We start from the raw sequence: 17,384 nt of genomic DNA on the forward strand, positions 1-17,384 counted from the left end.
GAGGATGAAAATATGGAAATGGAACTTTGGTTAGAAAAAGCACAGGTGCTCATTGAAGCCCTTCCTTATATACAGAAATTCAACGGAAAGATCATTGTTGTAAAATACGGCGGAAGCGCCATGGTTGATGAAGAACTGAAAAAGAACGTCATCAAGGATGTTGCCCTCCTGAAACTGGTAGGGTTCAAACCTATTATCGTTCACGGCGGAGGAAAGGAAATCAGTTCCTGGATCGCCAAGGTCGGAATGGAAACGAAATTCGTCAATGGTCTCCGTGTTACTGACGCTCCTACAATGGAAATTGCAGAAATGGTACTCGGAAGAGTAAACAAAAGCCTTGTGCAGCTGATGCAGAGCAACGGCGTCAAGGCTGTCGGAATCAGCGGCAAAGACGGCGGAACGATCAAGGTTGACAAAAAGCTGTCAAACGGCCAGGATATCGGATTTGTTGGAGATGTAAAAGAGGTTGACGCGGGACTTCTGAACACCCTTCTTGAAAATGACTTCGTACCGGTCATCTGTCCGATTGGAACAGACGATCTGTACAATACTTACAATATCAATGCTGATGATGCGGCATGCGCCATCGCAACTGCCGTAAAAGCTGAGAAGCTTGCATTCCTTACTGATATTGAAGGCGTATACAGGGATCCTAAAGATCCTTCAACCCTGATTTCAGAACTTACGATTCCGGAAGCAAAGGAACTTCTGTCAAGCGGAAATGTTGGAGGCGGCATGCTCCCTAAACTGAATAACTGCATCGATGCCGTTGAAAGCGGCGTTTCCAGGGTGCATATTCTTGATGGAAGAATTGAACACTGTCTCCTCCTTGAATTCTTTACAAATAAAGGTATCGGAACAGCAATCCTGAACTCACTTGAAAAGAGGTATTACCATGAATAAATCTGAATATATAGATGAGGCAGAGAAGGTCCTTCTCCGCACCTATAACAGGTATCACATCGTCCTTGATAAAGGCGAAGGGGTCTATCTCTATGACACGGATGGAAAGAAATACCTGGATTTTGCAGCCGGAATCGCAGTTTTCGCATTCGGCTACCACAACGAAGAGTTTAACGAAGCCCTGAAAAGCCAGATCGACAAGCTCATCCATACGTCAAACCTTTATTACAATGTGCCTGCGATAGAAGCTGCAAAGAAGCTGACCAGGGTTTCAGGCATGGAAAGGGTGTTCTTTACAAACAGCGGCACGGAAGCAATCGAAGGGGCAATCAAGGTTGCAAGGAAATACGCATACAACCGTGACGGCAAAGCTGATCACGAAATCATAGCCATGAGGCATTCCTTCCACGGAAGAAGTCTTGGTGCATTATCGGTTACGGGAAATAAAAAATATCAGGAGGCATTCAAACCGCTTATCGGCGGCGTGAAGTTTGCCGACTTCAATGACCTTGAAAGCGTAAAGGCACAGATTACGGAAAAAACCTGCGCAATCATACTGGAGCCGGTTCAGGGCGAAGGCGGAATCTATCCTGCTGATAAGGAATTCCTTGAAGGCGTGAGGGCACTCTGCGATGAACATGATCTGGTGCTGATTTTTGATGAAATCCAGTGCGGAATGGGAAGGACAGGAACCATGTTCGCATGTCAGGCTTATGGAATCAAGCCAGATGTCATGACGACTGCCAAAGCTTTGGGCTGCGGGGTTCCCGTGGGAGCATTCCTGACAGCAGGGAAAGCGGTGGACGCCATGGTTCCGGGAGACCATGGAACGACATACGGCGGAAACCCATTCGCATGTGCGGCAGTGAGCAAAGTGCTGGATATGTTCGAAAAAGAGAAGATTACTGAGCATGTTAACGAGATCTCCGTTTATCTGGAGAAAAAACTTGATGAGCTTGTAGAGCAGTATGACTTTATCGAAGGCAGGCGCGGAAAAGGCCTTATGCAGGGACTTATTTTCAACGCTCCGGCAGGCGATGTTGTGGTCAGGGCACTTGAGGAAGGGCTTATCGTAATCACGGCAGGAACGAATGTGTTAAGATTTGTTCCACCTCTCATCATCACGGAAGAAAATGTCGATGAAATGATTGAAAAACTGAAGGCAAGCATAGAAAAAGTATTCAAGTAAAAAAAACTGCCTGGGCTGATGCGGATGAAAAATATCCGTGGCAGCCCGGGCATTGACTGTTTCATGGAACTGGATTTTTTATCTCATAAAAAAGCTGAGTGGCGAAACCAATTCGTTCATGTGATCTGAAAAGGAGAAATTCTGAATGATGAGACGATTTGTTAAAAAAATGACAGCCTGCATAGCAGTGCTAGCCCTTGCGGCAGGTCTGATCACGGGCTGCAGCGGCAAAAAGCCGGATGCTGACACCCAGGACGAGGCATCGGTCCAGGAAGAAAAGGCCCTCAGGCTCTGGTATACGGATCAGGGGCTTGAGCCATATCTGACCCAGGCAGCTACGGCATACAAAACGGAAAAGGGCGTGGAAGTGGCTCTGGAGCTGGTTCCCGCAGCCGACTATGCAGAGGCGATCAGCGAAGCAAGCATTTCCGAAGAAGGAGGCCCTGACGTCTATATTGCGGCGAACAGCCTTCTTGAGACTCTGGAGCTTGCCGGGCTGACTTCGAAAGTCGAGGAATATAAGGACATCTATAAGGAAAAGAATTTTCCGGGAACGGCTTTATCGGCTGCTTCCTACAAGGACGGGCTGATTGCGTATCCGGTTTCTTTTGAAACAACCTGTCTGCTTTACAATAAGAATTATGTGGAAACAGTCCCTGCGACCATGGATGAAATCCTGGCCTTTGCAGAAAATTTTGCCGGTTCCGACGGCGTTGAGAACATACTGAAATGGGACGTTTCGGACCTGTTCTTTGATTACTTTTTTGTGAGGGAATATATGGAACTTGGAGGAAAGAACGGTGATGACAGGACTGTGGCGGACGTGGATAACCAGAAGGTACAGGAATGCCTTGCTTATTTCCAGTCCCTGAATCAGTTCTTTTCCATAGATGCCAGGGAAGTGACATATGAAAACGTCCTCCAGGAATTCATGGATGGGAAAACGGTATTCATTTTTGCCAAGACAGATGCAATATCTGCCATAGACAAAGCTGTTGCGGCAGGAACCTCAGCAGTACCATATGGAGCAGCGGTGCTTCCTGACCTGAGAGCAGATCTTGCAACGAAGGGAATATCGACCACGGATATGGCTGTGGTGAATGGGTATACAAAAAACCGGGAGGAAGCAGAGGATTTTGCAAAATATCTGAGCTATGATGCAGCGGATTCCCTGTATGATACGACGGGAAGGATTGCAGCAAGGGAAGGAATTGCCTACAGCAATCCTGAAATAGCCAACATTATGGAGCAGTACAGGGCGTCTGTTCCGGTAGCGAAATTTATGGAGGCAGGGAACTATTGGGTGAAAATTGAAATTGCATTCTCGAACATATGGGCCGGCGGTGACATAGCAGCAGAGATAAAAGCTGTTGCGGATTTCATCAAAGAGCAGCTTGCTCAATAACGCTGTTCCGTCCCGTTGGTCGAAAATTGCGATTATCTATTGTAAAGACACTGGAAATTCGTTAGAATAAATGATGTAAGCATAGAGGGGCTTTTATAGCTGGTCAAAACTATAAAAGGAGAAATATGCTGAATATAAAAGACAAACAAGACTTTGCAAAAACAGTAAAAGAGCTTTTCTGCAGAAAGCAGGCAGGGAAAATCTTGAAATATGCAGGCGTTTTCCTGCTTTTTCTGATATCTGCTATTTTGTATGCGGGCGCAGGAAAAGGCACGGATACAGATCGTATTTTAGCGGGAGATTCCGGAACCCGGAATGCTGCGGATGGAATTTATGGGGCTGAAGAGGCTCCTGTGAATGATGATGTGGTGGAAGGCTCCGGAGAAGATGGCAATGAGGGCGGCACAGGAGAAAACGGTACCGCTTCTGCCGGCCAGGGAAAAGAAGCCGGAGAAACAGGAGATGGCAGTACGGAAAAAGCTGATCCGGAAAATGACGGTGCAGCCACGACGATATTCGTCCATGTCTGCGGGGCAGTGGCAAAGCCTGGCGTTTATAGTGCTGCCAGCGGAACAAGGGTATACCAGGTCATTGAGATGGCAGGGGGAATTACCGGGGATGGAGCCGGCGATGCGCTCAACCAGGCGGAAGCAGTCACTGACGGGCAGAGGATAGAGGTGCCGACTCATGAGCAGGTGGCATCAGGCAGTATTGCTTCACCGCCAGCATCGACGGGAACGGGTTCCAGTGAAAATGCCGGCACAGGCAAAACAGTCGTCAACATCAACGATGCTGATGCGGAGCTTCTGTCGACCCTTCCGGGAATCGGTGAAGCAAAAGCGCTGAGCATCATCAGCTACCGCGAGAAAAATGGCAGGTTCAGTACGATTAATGAAATCAAGAATATTGAAGGAATCAAGGAAGGTCTGTTTAACAAAATAAAGGATTATATATCCATAAATTGAGGTGAAAGCATGGGAAAGAGAGTACTGGTCGTAGATGACGAAAAATTAATTGTAAAAGGAATACGTTTTAGTCTTGAACAGGACGGAATGGAAGTAGACTGTGCTTATGACGGAGAGGAAGCCCTTAATATGGCGAAAGAGAAGGAATATGATATCGTCCTTCTTGATGTGATGCTTCCTAAGCTGAATGGATTTGAAGTCTGCCAGCAGATCCGGGAATTTTCATCGATGCCGATCGTAATGCTGACAGCAAAAGGCGACGATATGGATAAGATACTCGGGCTTGAATATGGAGCAGATGATTATATTACAAAGCCTTTTAATATTCTGGAGGTCAAAGCCAGGATCAAGGCAATCATGAGGCGTACGAATAAGAAGGAGAAAGCTCCGGAAAACAGCAAAATTGCTGTGGTCGGGGAGTTGAAGCTGGACTGTGAAAGCAGGCGTGTGTATATAAATGGCAAGGAAATTAATCTGACAGCAAAGGAATTCGACGTACTGGAACTGCTTGTGTTCAATCCGAACAAGGTATACAGCAGAGAAAATTTATTGAATATAGTATGGGGATATGATTATCCGGGTGATGTAAGGACCGTGGATGTACATATTCGAAGGCTGAGGGAAAAGATCGAAGTAAATCCAAGCGAACCAAAATATGTTCATACGAAATGGGGAGTTGGTTACTATTTCCAGGATTAGGAACAAAATTAAGAAAAGGTTTTTCAGGAGCCTCAGGTTCAAAATCCTGATTATTCTGTTGACAATGGGCGTTATTCCCTGCATCATTCTGGAGTTTGGAATAATGAGCAGTTATGAGAAATATGCGGTTTCTGCAAAGACGATCGAGGTGCAGAATCAGTACAATATTATTTCCAGGAAGCTGATCGATCTGAATTACATGGACAACCCGCAGCAGGAGACTGTCAATGCAGAACTGGAACAGCTGTCCAATATCTATGCGGGGCGCATTCTTGTTATTGATGACAATTTTAAGATAATCAAGGATACTTATACCGATGCGGAGTCCAAAACAATTGTTTCAGAAGATATCATCAAGTGCTTCAAAGGCGAGAGTACGGTCAGGTATGATGCGAAAAAAGGGTACATAGAAATCGTTGCACCGATAAAGGATCCCGACAGCAAGAATATAAACGGCGCAATACTCAGTATCATTTCTACGGAGGGTCTGGCAACAAACCATGAAGTCATAGAAAATAAGGCAACAATACTGATGGCTGCACTGATGCTTGTACTGGTGGTGTTGAGCATATTCTTTTCTGCAGCACTTGTAAAGCCTTTCGGAAGGATCACCCAGTCAATAGAAGAACTTTCAGACGGGTATGGGAATGAAAGTTTTTCGGTTTCTGACTATACAGAGACCCAGCTCATTTCAGAAGCCTTCAATAAAATACTCGGAAAAATAAGGGCGATTGATGCTTCAAGACAGGAATTTGTTTCAAATGTGTCCCATGAATTGAAGACCCCTCTTACATCCATGAAAGTTCTGGCAGATTCCCTGCTTATGCAGGAGGAGGCGCCGGTTGAATTATATAAGGAATTCATGACAGATATTACAGAGGAGATAGACAGGGAAAATAAAATCATCAATGACCTTCTCTCCCTTGTCAAGATGGATAAGACTGCGGCAGATCTTAACATAAAGGCAATGAATATCAATGACCTTCTTGAACTTATACTCAAGAGGCTCCGTCCAATTGCGGCAAAGAGGAATATCGAGCTTGTATTCGAAAGCTTCAGGCCCGTGACGGCCGAAGTCGATGAGGTTAAGCTTACCCTTGCCATTTCAAATCTCGTTGAGAATGCAATCAAGTATAATGTGGAAAATGGCTGGGTAAGGATTTATCTGAACGCAGACCACAAATACTTTTATGTGAAGGTGGCAGATTCGGGCATAGGGATACCAGATGAATCTCTTGAGCATATATTCGAAAGATTCTATCGTGTCGACAAATCCCATTCCAGGGAAATCGGAGGCACAGGTCTGGGGTTATCCATTACAAGGAATGCAATTCTTATGCATCGCGGGGCAATAAGGGTATACAGCAAGGAAGGGGAGGGCACGACGTTTACAATCAGAGTGCCGCTCAACTACATTGCGTAAGGAGGAAAGCATGTTTCAAAGGATAAGTAAAGGACTTCTTTTTTTAACAGTGATGATTCTGTTCTGCGGTTGCGGCGGCTCAGACAAGAAAGAGGAAGAATCAGAATATTCTCTGTATTACATAAACAAAGAAGGTACTAAGATTGTGACGGAGGCCTATGAGCCGGAAACTTCTACAACGGAGGAAATGGTTGCGGAATTTATCGAAGCACTGAAAAAAGATCCAGAGGAAGTAGGAATCAAAAAAGCACTGCCTGAAGAAGTGATAGTCGTCAGCCAGCGTATGGAGGAGAAAGTTCTATATATCAGCTTCGACAGCACCTATGCCATGATGGACAGGGTTGAGGAAATACTCTGCCGCGCGGCGCTTGTAAAGACATTCACCCAGATCCCAGGGGTGGAGTGCATATCGATCTACATCAACGATCAGCCACTCAGGAATTCTAACGACCAGCCGGTAGGAGTTCTCACAGCCGATAACTTCATCGAGGACATAAGCCGGGATCTTCAGTCCAGGCATAGTCAGGAATTGACCCTGTATTTTGCGAATAAGACGGGAGACAAGCTTGTAGAAGAGACAAGGAAGGTTTCCTACGACAGCAGTACGCCTCTCGAAAAGGCGATTATTGAGGAGCTGATCAAGGGTCCCCAAAAAGAAGGTTCTTATCCGACTCTTTCGGAGGATACCGAACTGATAAGCGCTTCTGTTGTGGACAACATCTGCTATGTGAATTTCAATGAGGCGTTCCTGAAAACATCAATAGAAGGAATGGAGAAAATTCCGGTATATTCAGTCGTAAACACCCTTTCGGAAGTGCCTGGAATAAGCAAGGTTCAGATTGTCGTAAACGGAAAGGCTGAGAAGGAATTTCTTAATAAGACATATGAAAGAAACCTTGATATCATTGAGAAAAGCGAAGTGTTGACGGAAGAAGAAAAATGATGGGACTATGAAGGGAAAAATCCTGAACAGTCATAAAAGTGATCAAGAAAAATATAGAGGCAGGCCAGGGGAGGGATTTGTATGAGAAAACGGCCGCTGGCTGCCGTCTTCCTGGCATTCATCACCGGAATCTTTTTGGCAGGATTTCCATTACGTATGGGCGTTGCAGCTATTCTCGTATCGGCAACAGCCTTTATGGTTCCGGAAATCCGGAAAAGACTGGATAGTCCCTTTTTGCTGATTCTTCCAATCATGGCCATTGGAGGAATGGCATACACATGGCAGGATGCGGGATGGCCGGATGCAATAGGTGCAGAGGCCTGGGCGTCCCCAGGGGATGGAAATATGTCAGCCGTGGGGGGAGCCGGTGAATGTATTGAGGAAAACAGGGCGGTAGCAGTAACAGGAAAAGTTTATAAAAGAGAAATAAAGAATGGAAAAAATCTCGTATATATTAAAAACACTTCTATAGCAGCCGGCTCGAAAGGGTACAGGGCTGGTCAGATTATTTTATATTTCGATACCGATGAACATTTTCTAATCGGGAATACAATCAAAGCAGAAGGAACAGTTAAAAATTGGGACAGTGCAGGAAATGAGGGGCAGTTTGATGCCGCTTCTTATTATCGTGCGATGAAAATCGATTACAAGGTTGATGTTTCAAGAGCGGAAGTTGTCGACGAAACTTATAGCAGCTACAGGGAGACGCTTCAGAAAGTCAGGGAAAGGCTGGAAAGGTCTTTTGAAATGACCCTTGGGGAACAGGATGCGTCAATCATGAAGACAATGATATTAGGGGACAAATCGGAGCTTGACCGGAGCATAGAAGAGCTGTATCAGAAAAGTGGAATTGTGCATATTCTGTCAATTTCGGGACAACATATTTCCCTCATTGGCATGGTGCTCTACAATCTTCTTCGCAGGCTTGGGCTTTCGTTCAAAAAGGCAGGCTGCCTGTGTATTTTCTGCGTGATCAGCTACGGCATCATGACAGGTCTGGGAATCTCATCATTCCGCGCCGTGCTCATGTTTTCCATCGGAGTGGCGGCCCAGATGTGGGGCAGGAGTTATGACGTGATAACGGCCATGTCCCTTTCTGCTTTTCTGCTGCTTTTTGAAAATCCGCGTTATCTGTATAATCCGGGATTCCTTCTGTCCTTCGGAGCAGTTGCGGGCATCATGGTGGTAGCTCCGGCAATTGAAAATGCTGCTTCGAAAAAGAATATCGTTATCCGTACCTTGTCGGCAAGCATCGGCATCAATGTCGTGACAATTCCAATACTTGCCTATTACTATTATGAACTTCCAGTATACTCAATTTTATTGAACATCCTGATCATACCGCCTATGTCCATTGTTCTGATTTCCGGTATACTCTGCGGAATAGCAGGGAACGTGAGCATTCCTGTGGCAGTATTATTTGCGGCACCCTGCCACTATATTCTTCTGTTCTGCGAAAAAGCTTGCAGTGTTTTCATGTCTCTGCCCCATGCGCTACATGTGACCGGCCGTCCGGAGAAGTGGCAGCTCTGGCTCTACTACTGCCTCCTGGCAGTTTTTATTGCAGGAGTGAAGCGGAAATGGGGAAGAAAATGCCTTGCAATACTGCCGTTGCTTATCCTGGTAATCGCATTCCAGAGAAATGAGGGGTTCTCAGCCACTTTTCTGGACGTTGGCCAGGGAGACGGAATCTATATTGAAACGCCGGAAGGACTGCATATTCTTGTGGACGGAGGAAGTACAGGTGTGAAGGAAGTCGGAACATACAGAATCATTCCATTTTTGAAATATAACGGTACCGGCGTCATCGATTACGCGATCGTCACACATGCTGATGAGGACCATATAAGCGGTCTGAAGGAGATTCTGGAAGAATCGGATGAGAACGGAATCAGGGTACGCTGTCTGCTGATGCCTGATACATCGCTGAAGGATGAGGCATATCTCGGGCTTGTAAGCCTTGCACAAGCCAACGGCGTCAAGGTAAAATACATCAGGAAAGGTACCGAAATAAGAAACGGAGATTTCACAATCAAATGCCTGCACCCGACTGCGGAGTTTCCAGCTTCATCGAGAAATTCCTATTCTACGGTTCTGGATGTGAGCTGTGGCGGATTCGACATGCTGCTTACCGGCGACCTGGAGGCTGACGGGGAAAAACTGATTCTGGAGTCAGGCCTCATGAGGGACTATGATCTTTTAAAAGTAGCCCATCATGGCTCGAAATTTTCAACCAGTCAGGAATTTATAGAAGCAGTAACCCCCGAGATTGCAGTTATATCCTGTGGGGAAGGAAACAGATTTGGTCATCCGCATCAGGAAGTGCTGGATAGAATAAAGAGTATGGAGGTGGAGATTATGACAACACCTGATTGTGGACAGATCACAATAAGAATGGACGGAAGTAGTATGAAGGTAGAAAGGTTTTTAAAATATTGACAGTGGACAAAAATTACCATATAATTACAATAATGTTAAAAATTAAATCAAATAAAAGGAGGTTTTTATGTCTTCACTGATCCTGAAAAATGTAAACTATTCAGTAAAAGGATTTTCACTGGAAAATATTAGTTTTGAGGTTCCAAAGGGTTGTATTACAAGTCTTGTCGGACCTGATGGAGCTGGAAAAACCACTCTTATACATATTATTGCAAATAACCTTATCCGAAAATCAGGAACAATTCTATATGATGGACGCCTGTTCTGGGAAGATGAAGCAGGTATCAAGAGAAAACTGGGGTTTGTTTATGATGTGGTCTGTTTCAATACCCAATTAACACCTAAACAATTTTTAAAAAGAGCCAAATCCTGCATACAGGATTTTGATTCGGATTTGTTTTGTAGCTATATGGATAAATTTGATCTTTCTTACAAACATGCTATTGTCAAATTTTTGCCTGACATGAAGCGCAAATTCGAACTGATTGTAGCACTGTCAAGGCATCCCCAGATTCTGATTTTGGATGAACCCACAATGGATTTAGAACCTGCTGACAGAAATACCATATGGGATATCCTTCAGGACTTTGTTAAAGACGGACAAAACTCAGTACTTATTACTTCCAGCAGTACTGAAGATTTCGATCAGATAGTGGATTATCTTATTTTTATTGACAAGGGAAAAATTGTAAAGGCAGATTACAATTCAAAAAACAATACAGAAACAGACAGAAAGGCGCTCATTAATGAAAAAAATATTCTGGTTAAATAAACTATACAGCCTTAATAATACAAGTTCTAAAGGCGTTTCAAAATGGTGGGTAGCAGCAATTGTACTTTCGTTTATATCTAATAAAATGCATGGTGATCTGTTCAATGGGCCCATGATTTTTCCGTTTTTTATTACAGCGGGCATATATGTGTCATTTTCCTCTTTAATGCTGAATTTGCCGCAGTTTACAAAGGATCTTCCGTTTACATCAAGGGAGCAGATACATCATGCACTGATGATACTCGCTGCTAATTTTATTTTTCTTATGTTTCTTTGGCTTTTGTATTTAATAATATTTTTTGGGTTTTCATTTCATGATTTCAAACTGAGTGATTTCCCGAAAACCAGAGAGATATACAACATTTTAGTAAATGCAGTTTTTTATATTCTGTATTACTTTTTGATGACAGTTGCCATGCTTCCTCTTGCCCTGGTTCGAAAAACCAGAACCTGGTATATGGTTTTTGCAGGAATCAGTATTTTGGTTACGGGAATCACCCTTGGAATTGTAAATCTGGTGCCGGATAATAAGACATTTGCTCTTTATAATAAGGTTTTTGGGGAAGTGACAACTATCCCGGGTTACGGATTTCTCCTAATTGGTATGGGAATTCTTGGTGTTGCCGGCTCTTTAATATCCTATCAGATCCTGCAAAAAATGAATGCGCCAAAACGCTTTGAATTTGAAAACCTGATCTGAAATTTCATGCAATAGCAAGTTGTAAAATTGTAAAACAATGTTATAATATTCAGGTACCGTGTGTCGTAAACCGGCAGCGGTAAAAATTTCAGGAACGAGGCGGAAAACAAAATGGAATTTATAGAAATTTTAAAAGTAATTTTGCTTGGAATTGTTGAAGGAATTACAGAATGGCTGCCGATCAGCAGCACCGGCCATATGATTCTTGTGGACGAATTCATTAAATTAAATACAAGCGAAGAATTTAAGGAGATGTTTCTGGTAGTCATACAGCTGGGGGCCATTCTGGCCGTCGTTGTCCTTTACTGGAATAAGCTTTTTCCTTTCAGCTTAAAGGGAAAACCTGTAGTAAAGAAAAATATAATGATACTGTGGTTAAAGATTGTAGTCGCATGCATTCCGGGCGGTGTGGTAGGCATCCTGTTTGATGACTATATTGAAGCAAAATTCAATAATTACATAACGGTTGCCATCACCCTTATCTTATATGGAATATTATTCATAATCATTGAAAAAAGAAACAAGGACAGGATTCCGAAGGTCAATACCCTCAGAAGCATGTCATTCGGGATGGCTTTCTGCATCGGCCTTTTCCAGGTCCTTTCGATAATCCCGGGAACATCCAGGTCCGGGGCGACGATACTTGGCGGTATCCTTATAGGAACGTCAAGGAATGTAGCAGCTGAATTCACATTTTTCCTTGCAATTCCGGTAATGTTCGGCTTGAGCTTTTTGAAACTGATCAAGTTCGGGTTTGCGTTCACCGGTCCCGAGGTGTTCACCCTGGTTCTGGGAATGGGCGTTGCATTTGCGGTATCTGTATTTGCAATCAAATTCCTCGTGGGATACATAAAGAAGCATAATTTTGCGGTATTCGGATATTACAGGATTGTACTGGGCGTCATCGTGCTGGGATATTTCCTGATTCAGAACATTTAGCGTCTGAACAGCTACGTAAAAGTGACTCGAAAAAATGATTCGAAAAAATGAAAAGGAGCAGATAAGTCCTGATGAAAAGCATAAATGAGGATTTAAAAACCGGTAATTTCAAACAGATCTATCTGCTTTATGGCGAAGAGGCATATCTGAAAAGGCAGTACAAGGAAAAACTGGTAAAAGCGCTTGTTGAACCTGGAGATACGATGAATTACGGGTATTTTGAAGGGAAAAAGATAAATGTAAAGGAAATTATCGATCTTTCGGAGACGATGCCGTTTTTTGCGGACAGGAGGCTTATTGTCGTTGAGAACAGCGGGCTTTTCAAGGGTGAAGGCCAGGAACTTGCTGATTATTTGAAAGAACTTCCTGAAACATCTTATTTTATATTTGTGGAAAGCGAAATCGACAAAAGAAGCCGTCTGTTCAAGGCTGTGAAGGACATCGGCCGGGTTACCGAACTGGGCAGGCAGAATGAGAAAATGCTTATAAGCTGGATTCTGGGAAAACTCAAGGGCGAGAATAAGAGGATCACTGAGAATACCATGATGAGCCTTCTGAACAAAACGGGTGCTGATATGGAAAATATCGACAAGGAACTGGAAAAGCTGATATGCTATACTCTTGACAGGGATGTGATTACGGATGATGATGTTGAGGAGGTCTGCATAACCATTACGGAAAACCGTATCTTCGATATGATCAATTTTATTACAGAACGTAAGCAGAAAGAGGCGCTGGATCTTTATTACGATTTGCTGGCCCTCAAAGAGCCACCTATGAAAATTTTATTTCTGATTGCCAGACAGTTTAATCTTTTGATGCAGGCAAAGGATCTTATGCGTCTGGGATACAGCAGGGATTCTTTGGGACAAAAAATGGGGCTTCCCGGATTTATTGCCGGAAAATATATGGTTCAGGCCAGGAATTTCAGTATGGAAATATTGAAGGAGGCAGTCGAGGACTGTGTCCAGACTGAACAGGATGTAAAGACAGGAAAGATAAATGATCTGATAAGCGTGGAGCTTATTATTGTGAAATATAGCGGGAAGCAGGCAAATACACACTAGAATTGCCAAACACTTCTTAGAACTGCTGTGCGGTCCGGAAGGGACAGCCAAACACCCATTAGAACTGCTACTCAGTTCCGAGGGGTCGTGGGCAGTCGCCCACGACAAAAAATCATGCCATGCAACCTTTTCTGCGAGCAGAAGGATGCGTGGCATGATTTTTTGTTTTTGGCTTGTTGCTTACATGAAAAAGGTCCCAGGCTGACATGACGGTATCGGCCTGGGACTTATTATCTTTATGAATTCCGTTAATTAAGCGATGCTGTTAACAGCTTTAGTTAAACGAGAAATTTTTCTTGATGTAGTATTTTTGTGGTAAACACCTTTAGTTGTTGCTTTGTCAAGTTCAGAAATTGCGTTTCTAAGCATTTCTTTAGCAAGATCTTTGTCGTTTGCAACTACTGCAGCGTCAACTTTCTTGATAGAAGTTTTTACCTTTGATTTGATTGCTTTGTTTCTAGCAGCCTTTGTTTCGTTAACTAAGATTCTTTTTTTAGCAGATTTAATGTTAGCCAATGTGGACACCTCCAAAATTATTTTAAATTAATGCAACGGATATTCTAAATCTCCCATTGCGGTTCTATGTTCTGTAAGCAGCTACATTAAAGCCGGACACGGACGATCTAATGTAAACATACCACTATATATTAGATGAAACAGGCTCCGATGTCAATAGAAAGTTTAAGGTTTTTTTGCAAAAAAATATAGGATAGATTGCAAGGAAGAGCCCGACTGTGCTATAATACATCAGATAATTTTATTGAAAATTTGAGTACACCTCAGGAGGAAAAATATGTCCGGAATAGAGCAGAGTAAAATCAGGAATTTTTGCATCATTGCACATATAGATCATGGAAAATCAACATTGGCTGACAGAATAATCGAAAAAACAGGGCTCCTTACAAGCAGAGAAATGCAGGCCCAGGTCCTTGACAACATGGATCTCGAGAGGGAAAGAGGAATTACAATTAAGGCGCAGGCGGTGCGTATCGTATACAAGGCCCAGGACGGGGAAGAATATGTATTTAATCTTATCGATACGCCGGGTCACGTGGATTTCAACTATGAAGTATCGAGAAGCCTTGCAGCATGTGACGGAGCTGTTCTGGTAGTCGATGCGGCTCAGGGAATTGAAGCGCAGACTCTTGCAAACGTATATCTTGCGTTGGACCACGATCTGGACGTTATACCTGTTATCAACAAAATTGACCTTCCGAGTGCGGACCCGCAGAGGGTAATTGAAGAAATTGAGGATGTGATCGGAATCGAGGCACAGGATGCGCCTCTTATTTCAGCAAAAGCGGGAATCAATATCGAGCAGGTGCTTGAGCAGATTGTTGCAAAGATTCCGGCGCCTGTTGGAAATCCGGACGCACCTCTGCAGGCCCTTATTTTCGACTCCCTTTATGATTCCTACAAAGGCGTTATTGTATTCTGCCGCATCAAAGAAGGCCGGGTCAGAAAAGGAACAAAGATTAAGATGATGGCAACAGGCGCAGTGGCAGATGTTGTGGAAATAGGATATTTCGGAGCAGGCCAGTTTATTCCTTGTGAAGAGCTCAGCGCCGGAATGGTTGGGTATATAACAGCCAGCCTGAAGAACGTGAAGGATACCTCTGTCGGCGATACGGTCACGGATGCGCTGAATCCATGCAAAGCGCCGCTGCCCGGCTACAAAAAGGTAAACCCAATGGTTTACTGTGGTATGTACCCTGCGGACGGAGCTAAATATCCGGATCTGAGGGATGCCCTTGAAAAGCTCCAGCTTAACGATGCATCTCTCCAGTTCGAACCTGAAACATCAATCGCCCTTGGTTTTGGTTTCCGATGCGGATTCCTGGGACTTCTCCATCTTGAAATCATTCAGGAGAGGCTTGAGAGGGAGTACAATCTTGATATTGTAACAACAGCGCCAGGTGTTATCTATAAGGTATATAAGACAAATGGAGAAGTGGTAGAACTTACAAATCCTTCAAATCTTCCGGACCCTTCGGAAATCGACTATATGGAAGAACCGATTGTAAGCGCCGAAATTATGGTGACAACAGAATTTATCGGACAGATCATGGATTTATGTCAGGAGAGAAGAGGGGTTTACCTCGGAATGGAATACATGGAGGAAACCAGAGCTGTACTGAGATACGAGCTGCCATTAAATGAAATCATCTACGATTTCTTCGATGCGCTCAAATCAAGATCCAGGGGATATGCATCCTTCGATTATGAAATGAAGGGATATGAAAGATCAGAACTTGTTAAACTTGACATCCTGATCAATAAGGAAGAAGTGGATGCCCTTTCGTTTATCGTGCATGGATCGACTGCTTATGAAAGAGGCAGGAAAATGTGTGAAAAGCTGAAAGACGAAATTCCAAGACATCTTTTCGAAGTTCCGATACAGGCAGCTGTTGGAAGCAAGGTAATCGCAAGAGAAACAGTCAAGGCTATGAGAAAAGATGTGCTTGCAAAATGTTACGGCGGCGATATTTCAAGAAAGAGAAAGCTTCTTGAAAAGCAGAAAGAAGGAAAGAAGAGAATGAGGCAGGTCGGCAATGTCGAAATTCCGCAGAAAGCCTTCATGAGCGTCCTGAAGCTGGACGAAAAATAGCACTGGCATATGAACTGACCTATAAAGTCCATGGAGACAGGGAAGACCTGAATCCGTGGACTTTGGCATATGCCTGTACACCGAGGCAGCACAAAAGAAAGGAAAGTCTGAAGATTATGAATAAGGCTATAAGCAAAGCATCAGGTTTAAAAAAGCCTCTCGGAATATACATTCATATACCGTTTTGCATCAGTAAGTGCAGCTATTGTGATTTCCTGTCAGGGCCGGCTGATGAGGGTACTATAAATACGTACATGGATGCGCTGGTGAAGGAAATAGAGGGGAACAGGAATCTCGGCAGCCGCTTCTTTGTTGATACTGTGTTTTTCGGAGGAGGGACCCCCTCAATTGCGGCTCCGCTGAAAATAAAGGCGGTCATGGAAAAACTGAAGGAAGTCTTTGAATTTGATGAGAGTCCGGAGGTCACAATAGAGGCGAATCCGGGGACGATTACGGAAAAAAAGCTGATGATATACCGTGAGGCAGGCATCAACCGGATAAGCATGGGACTGCAGTCCACGGAAAATGAAGAACTTAAGCTGCTTGGCAGAATCCATACCTACGAGGAATTCCTTGAGGGATACCGAATGGCTGAAAAGTGCGGATTCTCCAATATAAATGTGGACCTCATGTCGGCACTTCCGGGGCAGACGCCGGAATTATGGGCCAAGACGCTGGAGAGGATAGCGGATCTGGATCCTGCCCATATTTCGGCCTACAGCCTGATCATTGAGGAAGGGACTCCTTTTTATGAATGGTTTCAGGACAAAGAAGGAAGGAATTGCCCGCCGCTGCCTTCCGAGGAAGAGGAACGCGGAATGTATGAACTTACGAAGCGGTTTCTGGAAGCCAGGGGGTATTGCCAGTATGAGATATCCAATTATGCAAAGGAAGGTTTCATCTGCAGGCACAACATGGGCTATTGGCGCCGGAAGGATTACCTTGGCCTTGGAACGGGCGCTGCATCCCTGATCGACAATGTCAGGTTCAGCAATACGGAAAGCATTCCGGAGTATATTGAAAACTGCGGGAGTCCGGACAGTATACACAAGGCGACGCAGAACCTTTCCGTACAGGAGCAGATGGAGGAATTCATGTTCCTGGGCCTGCGGACTACTGAAGGGATTGACAAGGAAGAGTTTGACAGAGTGTTTTCTGGGAAATTTGAGGCCGTCTATGGTAAAATCTGTGAGAAGCTTGAAAAAGAAGGACTGCTGAAGGGGTATAGCCGAAAGCCCGGCAGGATATGCCTTACCGGGAAAGGAATGGATTTGAGCAATTATGTGCTTGCGCAGTTTCTTCTTGACTGATTAAGGTTCAGGACGATGACTT

The 17,384-nt window shown here is 44.1% G+C and carries 15 protein-coding genes; 14 read left to right on the forward strand and 1 reads right to left on the reverse strand.

What is annotated here, in order from left to right; genetic code table 11:
* Nucleotides 1–12 precede the first annotated feature (12 nt).
* From argB to holA, 12 genes are all read left to right on the forward strand, one after another.
* A complete protein-coding gene (argB, locus tag BJR36_RS08700) occupies nucleotides 13–903 on the forward strand; it encodes an acetylglutamate kinase (protein ID WP_091232864.1) in 891 nt (296 codons plus the stop codon).
* Complete coding sequence (locus tag BJR36_RS08705; RefSeq protein WP_091232866.1) at nucleotides 896–2,092, forward strand: aspartate aminotransferase family protein; 1,197 nt, start codon at nucleotides 896–898, stop codon at nucleotides 2,090–2,092. Before argB ends, BJR36_RS08705 begins: the two co-directional genes overlap by 8 nt.
* A 145-nt stretch (nucleotides 2,093–2,237) precedes the next feature.
* Complete coding sequence (locus tag BJR36_RS08710) at nucleotides 2,238–3,497, forward strand: sugar ABC transporter substrate-binding protein (protein WP_091232869.1); 1,260 nt, start codon at nucleotides 2,238–2,240, stop codon at nucleotides 3,495–3,497.
* 125 nt (nucleotides 3,498–3,622) lie between these two features.
* Entirely contained in the window at nucleotides 3,623–4,462 is an 840-nt protein-coding gene (locus BJR36_RS08715; RefSeq protein ID WP_091232871.1) for a helix-hairpin-helix domain-containing protein, read from the forward strand.
* Between the two features lie 9 nt (nucleotides 4,463–4,471).
* Nucleotides 4,472–5,161: a response regulator transcription factor gene (locus BJR36_RS08720; protein ID WP_091232873.1), complete on the forward strand. Its 690-nt coding sequence runs from the start codon at nucleotides 4,472–4,474 to the stop codon at nucleotides 5,159–5,161.
* The gene (locus BJR36_RS08725) at nucleotides 5,118–6,584 is read left to right on the forward strand and encodes a sensor histidine kinase (protein WP_091232876.1); all 1,467 of its coding nucleotides are present in this window, start codon (nucleotides 5,118–5,120) and stop codon (nucleotides 6,582–6,584) included. Before BJR36_RS08720 ends, BJR36_RS08725 begins: the two co-directional genes overlap by 44 nt.
* A 10-nt stretch (nucleotides 6,585–6,594) precedes the next feature.
* Entirely contained in the window at nucleotides 6,595–7,527 is a 933-nt protein-coding gene (locus BJR36_RS08730; RefSeq protein WP_091232878.1) for a GerMN domain-containing protein, read from the forward strand.
* A gap of 81 nt (nucleotides 7,528–7,608) precedes the next feature.
* A complete protein-coding gene (locus tag BJR36_RS08735; protein WP_091232880.1) occupies nucleotides 7,609–9,966 on the forward strand; it encodes a DNA internalization-related competence protein ComEC/Rec2 in 2,358 nt (785 codons plus the stop codon).
* A gap of 67 nt (nucleotides 9,967–10,033) precedes the next feature.
* On the forward strand, nucleotides 10,034–10,738 hold the full coding sequence (locus BJR36_RS08740; protein ID WP_091232882.1) for an ATP-binding cassette domain-containing protein: 705 nt from the start codon (nucleotides 10,034–10,036) through the stop codon (nucleotides 10,736–10,738).
* A gap of 280 nt (nucleotides 10,739–11,018) precedes the next feature.
* A complete protein-coding gene (locus BJR36_RS20270) occupies nucleotides 11,019–11,438 on the forward strand; it encodes a hypothetical protein (RefSeq protein ID WP_207648840.1) in 420 nt (139 codons plus the stop codon).
* A 111-nt stretch (nucleotides 11,439–11,549) separates the two neighbouring features.
* Nucleotides 11,550–12,377 (forward strand): undecaprenyl-diphosphate phosphatase, encoded by an 828-nt coding sequence (locus tag BJR36_RS08750; RefSeq protein WP_091232888.1) that lies wholly within the window; start codon nucleotides 11,550–11,552, stop codon nucleotides 12,375–12,377.
* Between the two features lie 71 nt (nucleotides 12,378–12,448).
* Nucleotides 12,449–13,444 (forward strand): DNA polymerase III subunit delta, encoded by a 996-nt coding sequence (gene holA / locus BJR36_RS08755; RefSeq protein ID WP_091232890.1) that lies wholly within the window; start codon nucleotides 12,449–12,451, stop codon nucleotides 13,442–13,444.
* Between the two features lie 252 nt (nucleotides 13,445–13,696).
* On the opposite strand, the gene rpsT is transcribed toward holA, so the two are convergent.
* The gene (gene rpsT / locus BJR36_RS08760) at nucleotides 13,697–13,960 is read right to left on the reverse strand and encodes a 30S ribosomal protein S20 (RefSeq protein WP_091232892.1); all 264 of its coding nucleotides are present in this window, start codon (nucleotides 13,958–13,960) and stop codon (nucleotides 13,697–13,699) included.
* Between the two features lie 277 nt (nucleotides 13,961–14,237).
* Here rpsT and lepA point away from each other — a divergent pair, with 277 nt between their 5' ends.
* On the forward strand, nucleotides 14,238–16,052 hold the full coding sequence (gene lepA, locus BJR36_RS08765; protein ID WP_091232894.1) for a translation elongation factor 4: 1,815 nt from the start codon (nucleotides 14,238–14,240) through the stop codon (nucleotides 16,050–16,052).
* 116 nt (nucleotides 16,053–16,168) lie between these two features.
* Nucleotides 16,169–17,362 (forward strand): radical SAM family heme chaperone HemW, encoded by a 1,194-nt coding sequence (hemW, locus tag BJR36_RS08770; RefSeq protein ID WP_091232988.1) that lies wholly within the window; start codon nucleotides 16,169–16,171, stop codon nucleotides 17,360–17,362.
* The last annotated feature ends 22 nt before the right edge of the window (nucleotides 17,363–17,384 follow it).

Origin of the sequence: Anaerobium acetethylicum, from assembly GCF_900096945.1 — a bacterium.
GTDB lineage: Bacteria > Bacillota > Clostridia > Lachnospirales > Lachnospiraceae > Anaerobium > Anaerobium acetethylicum.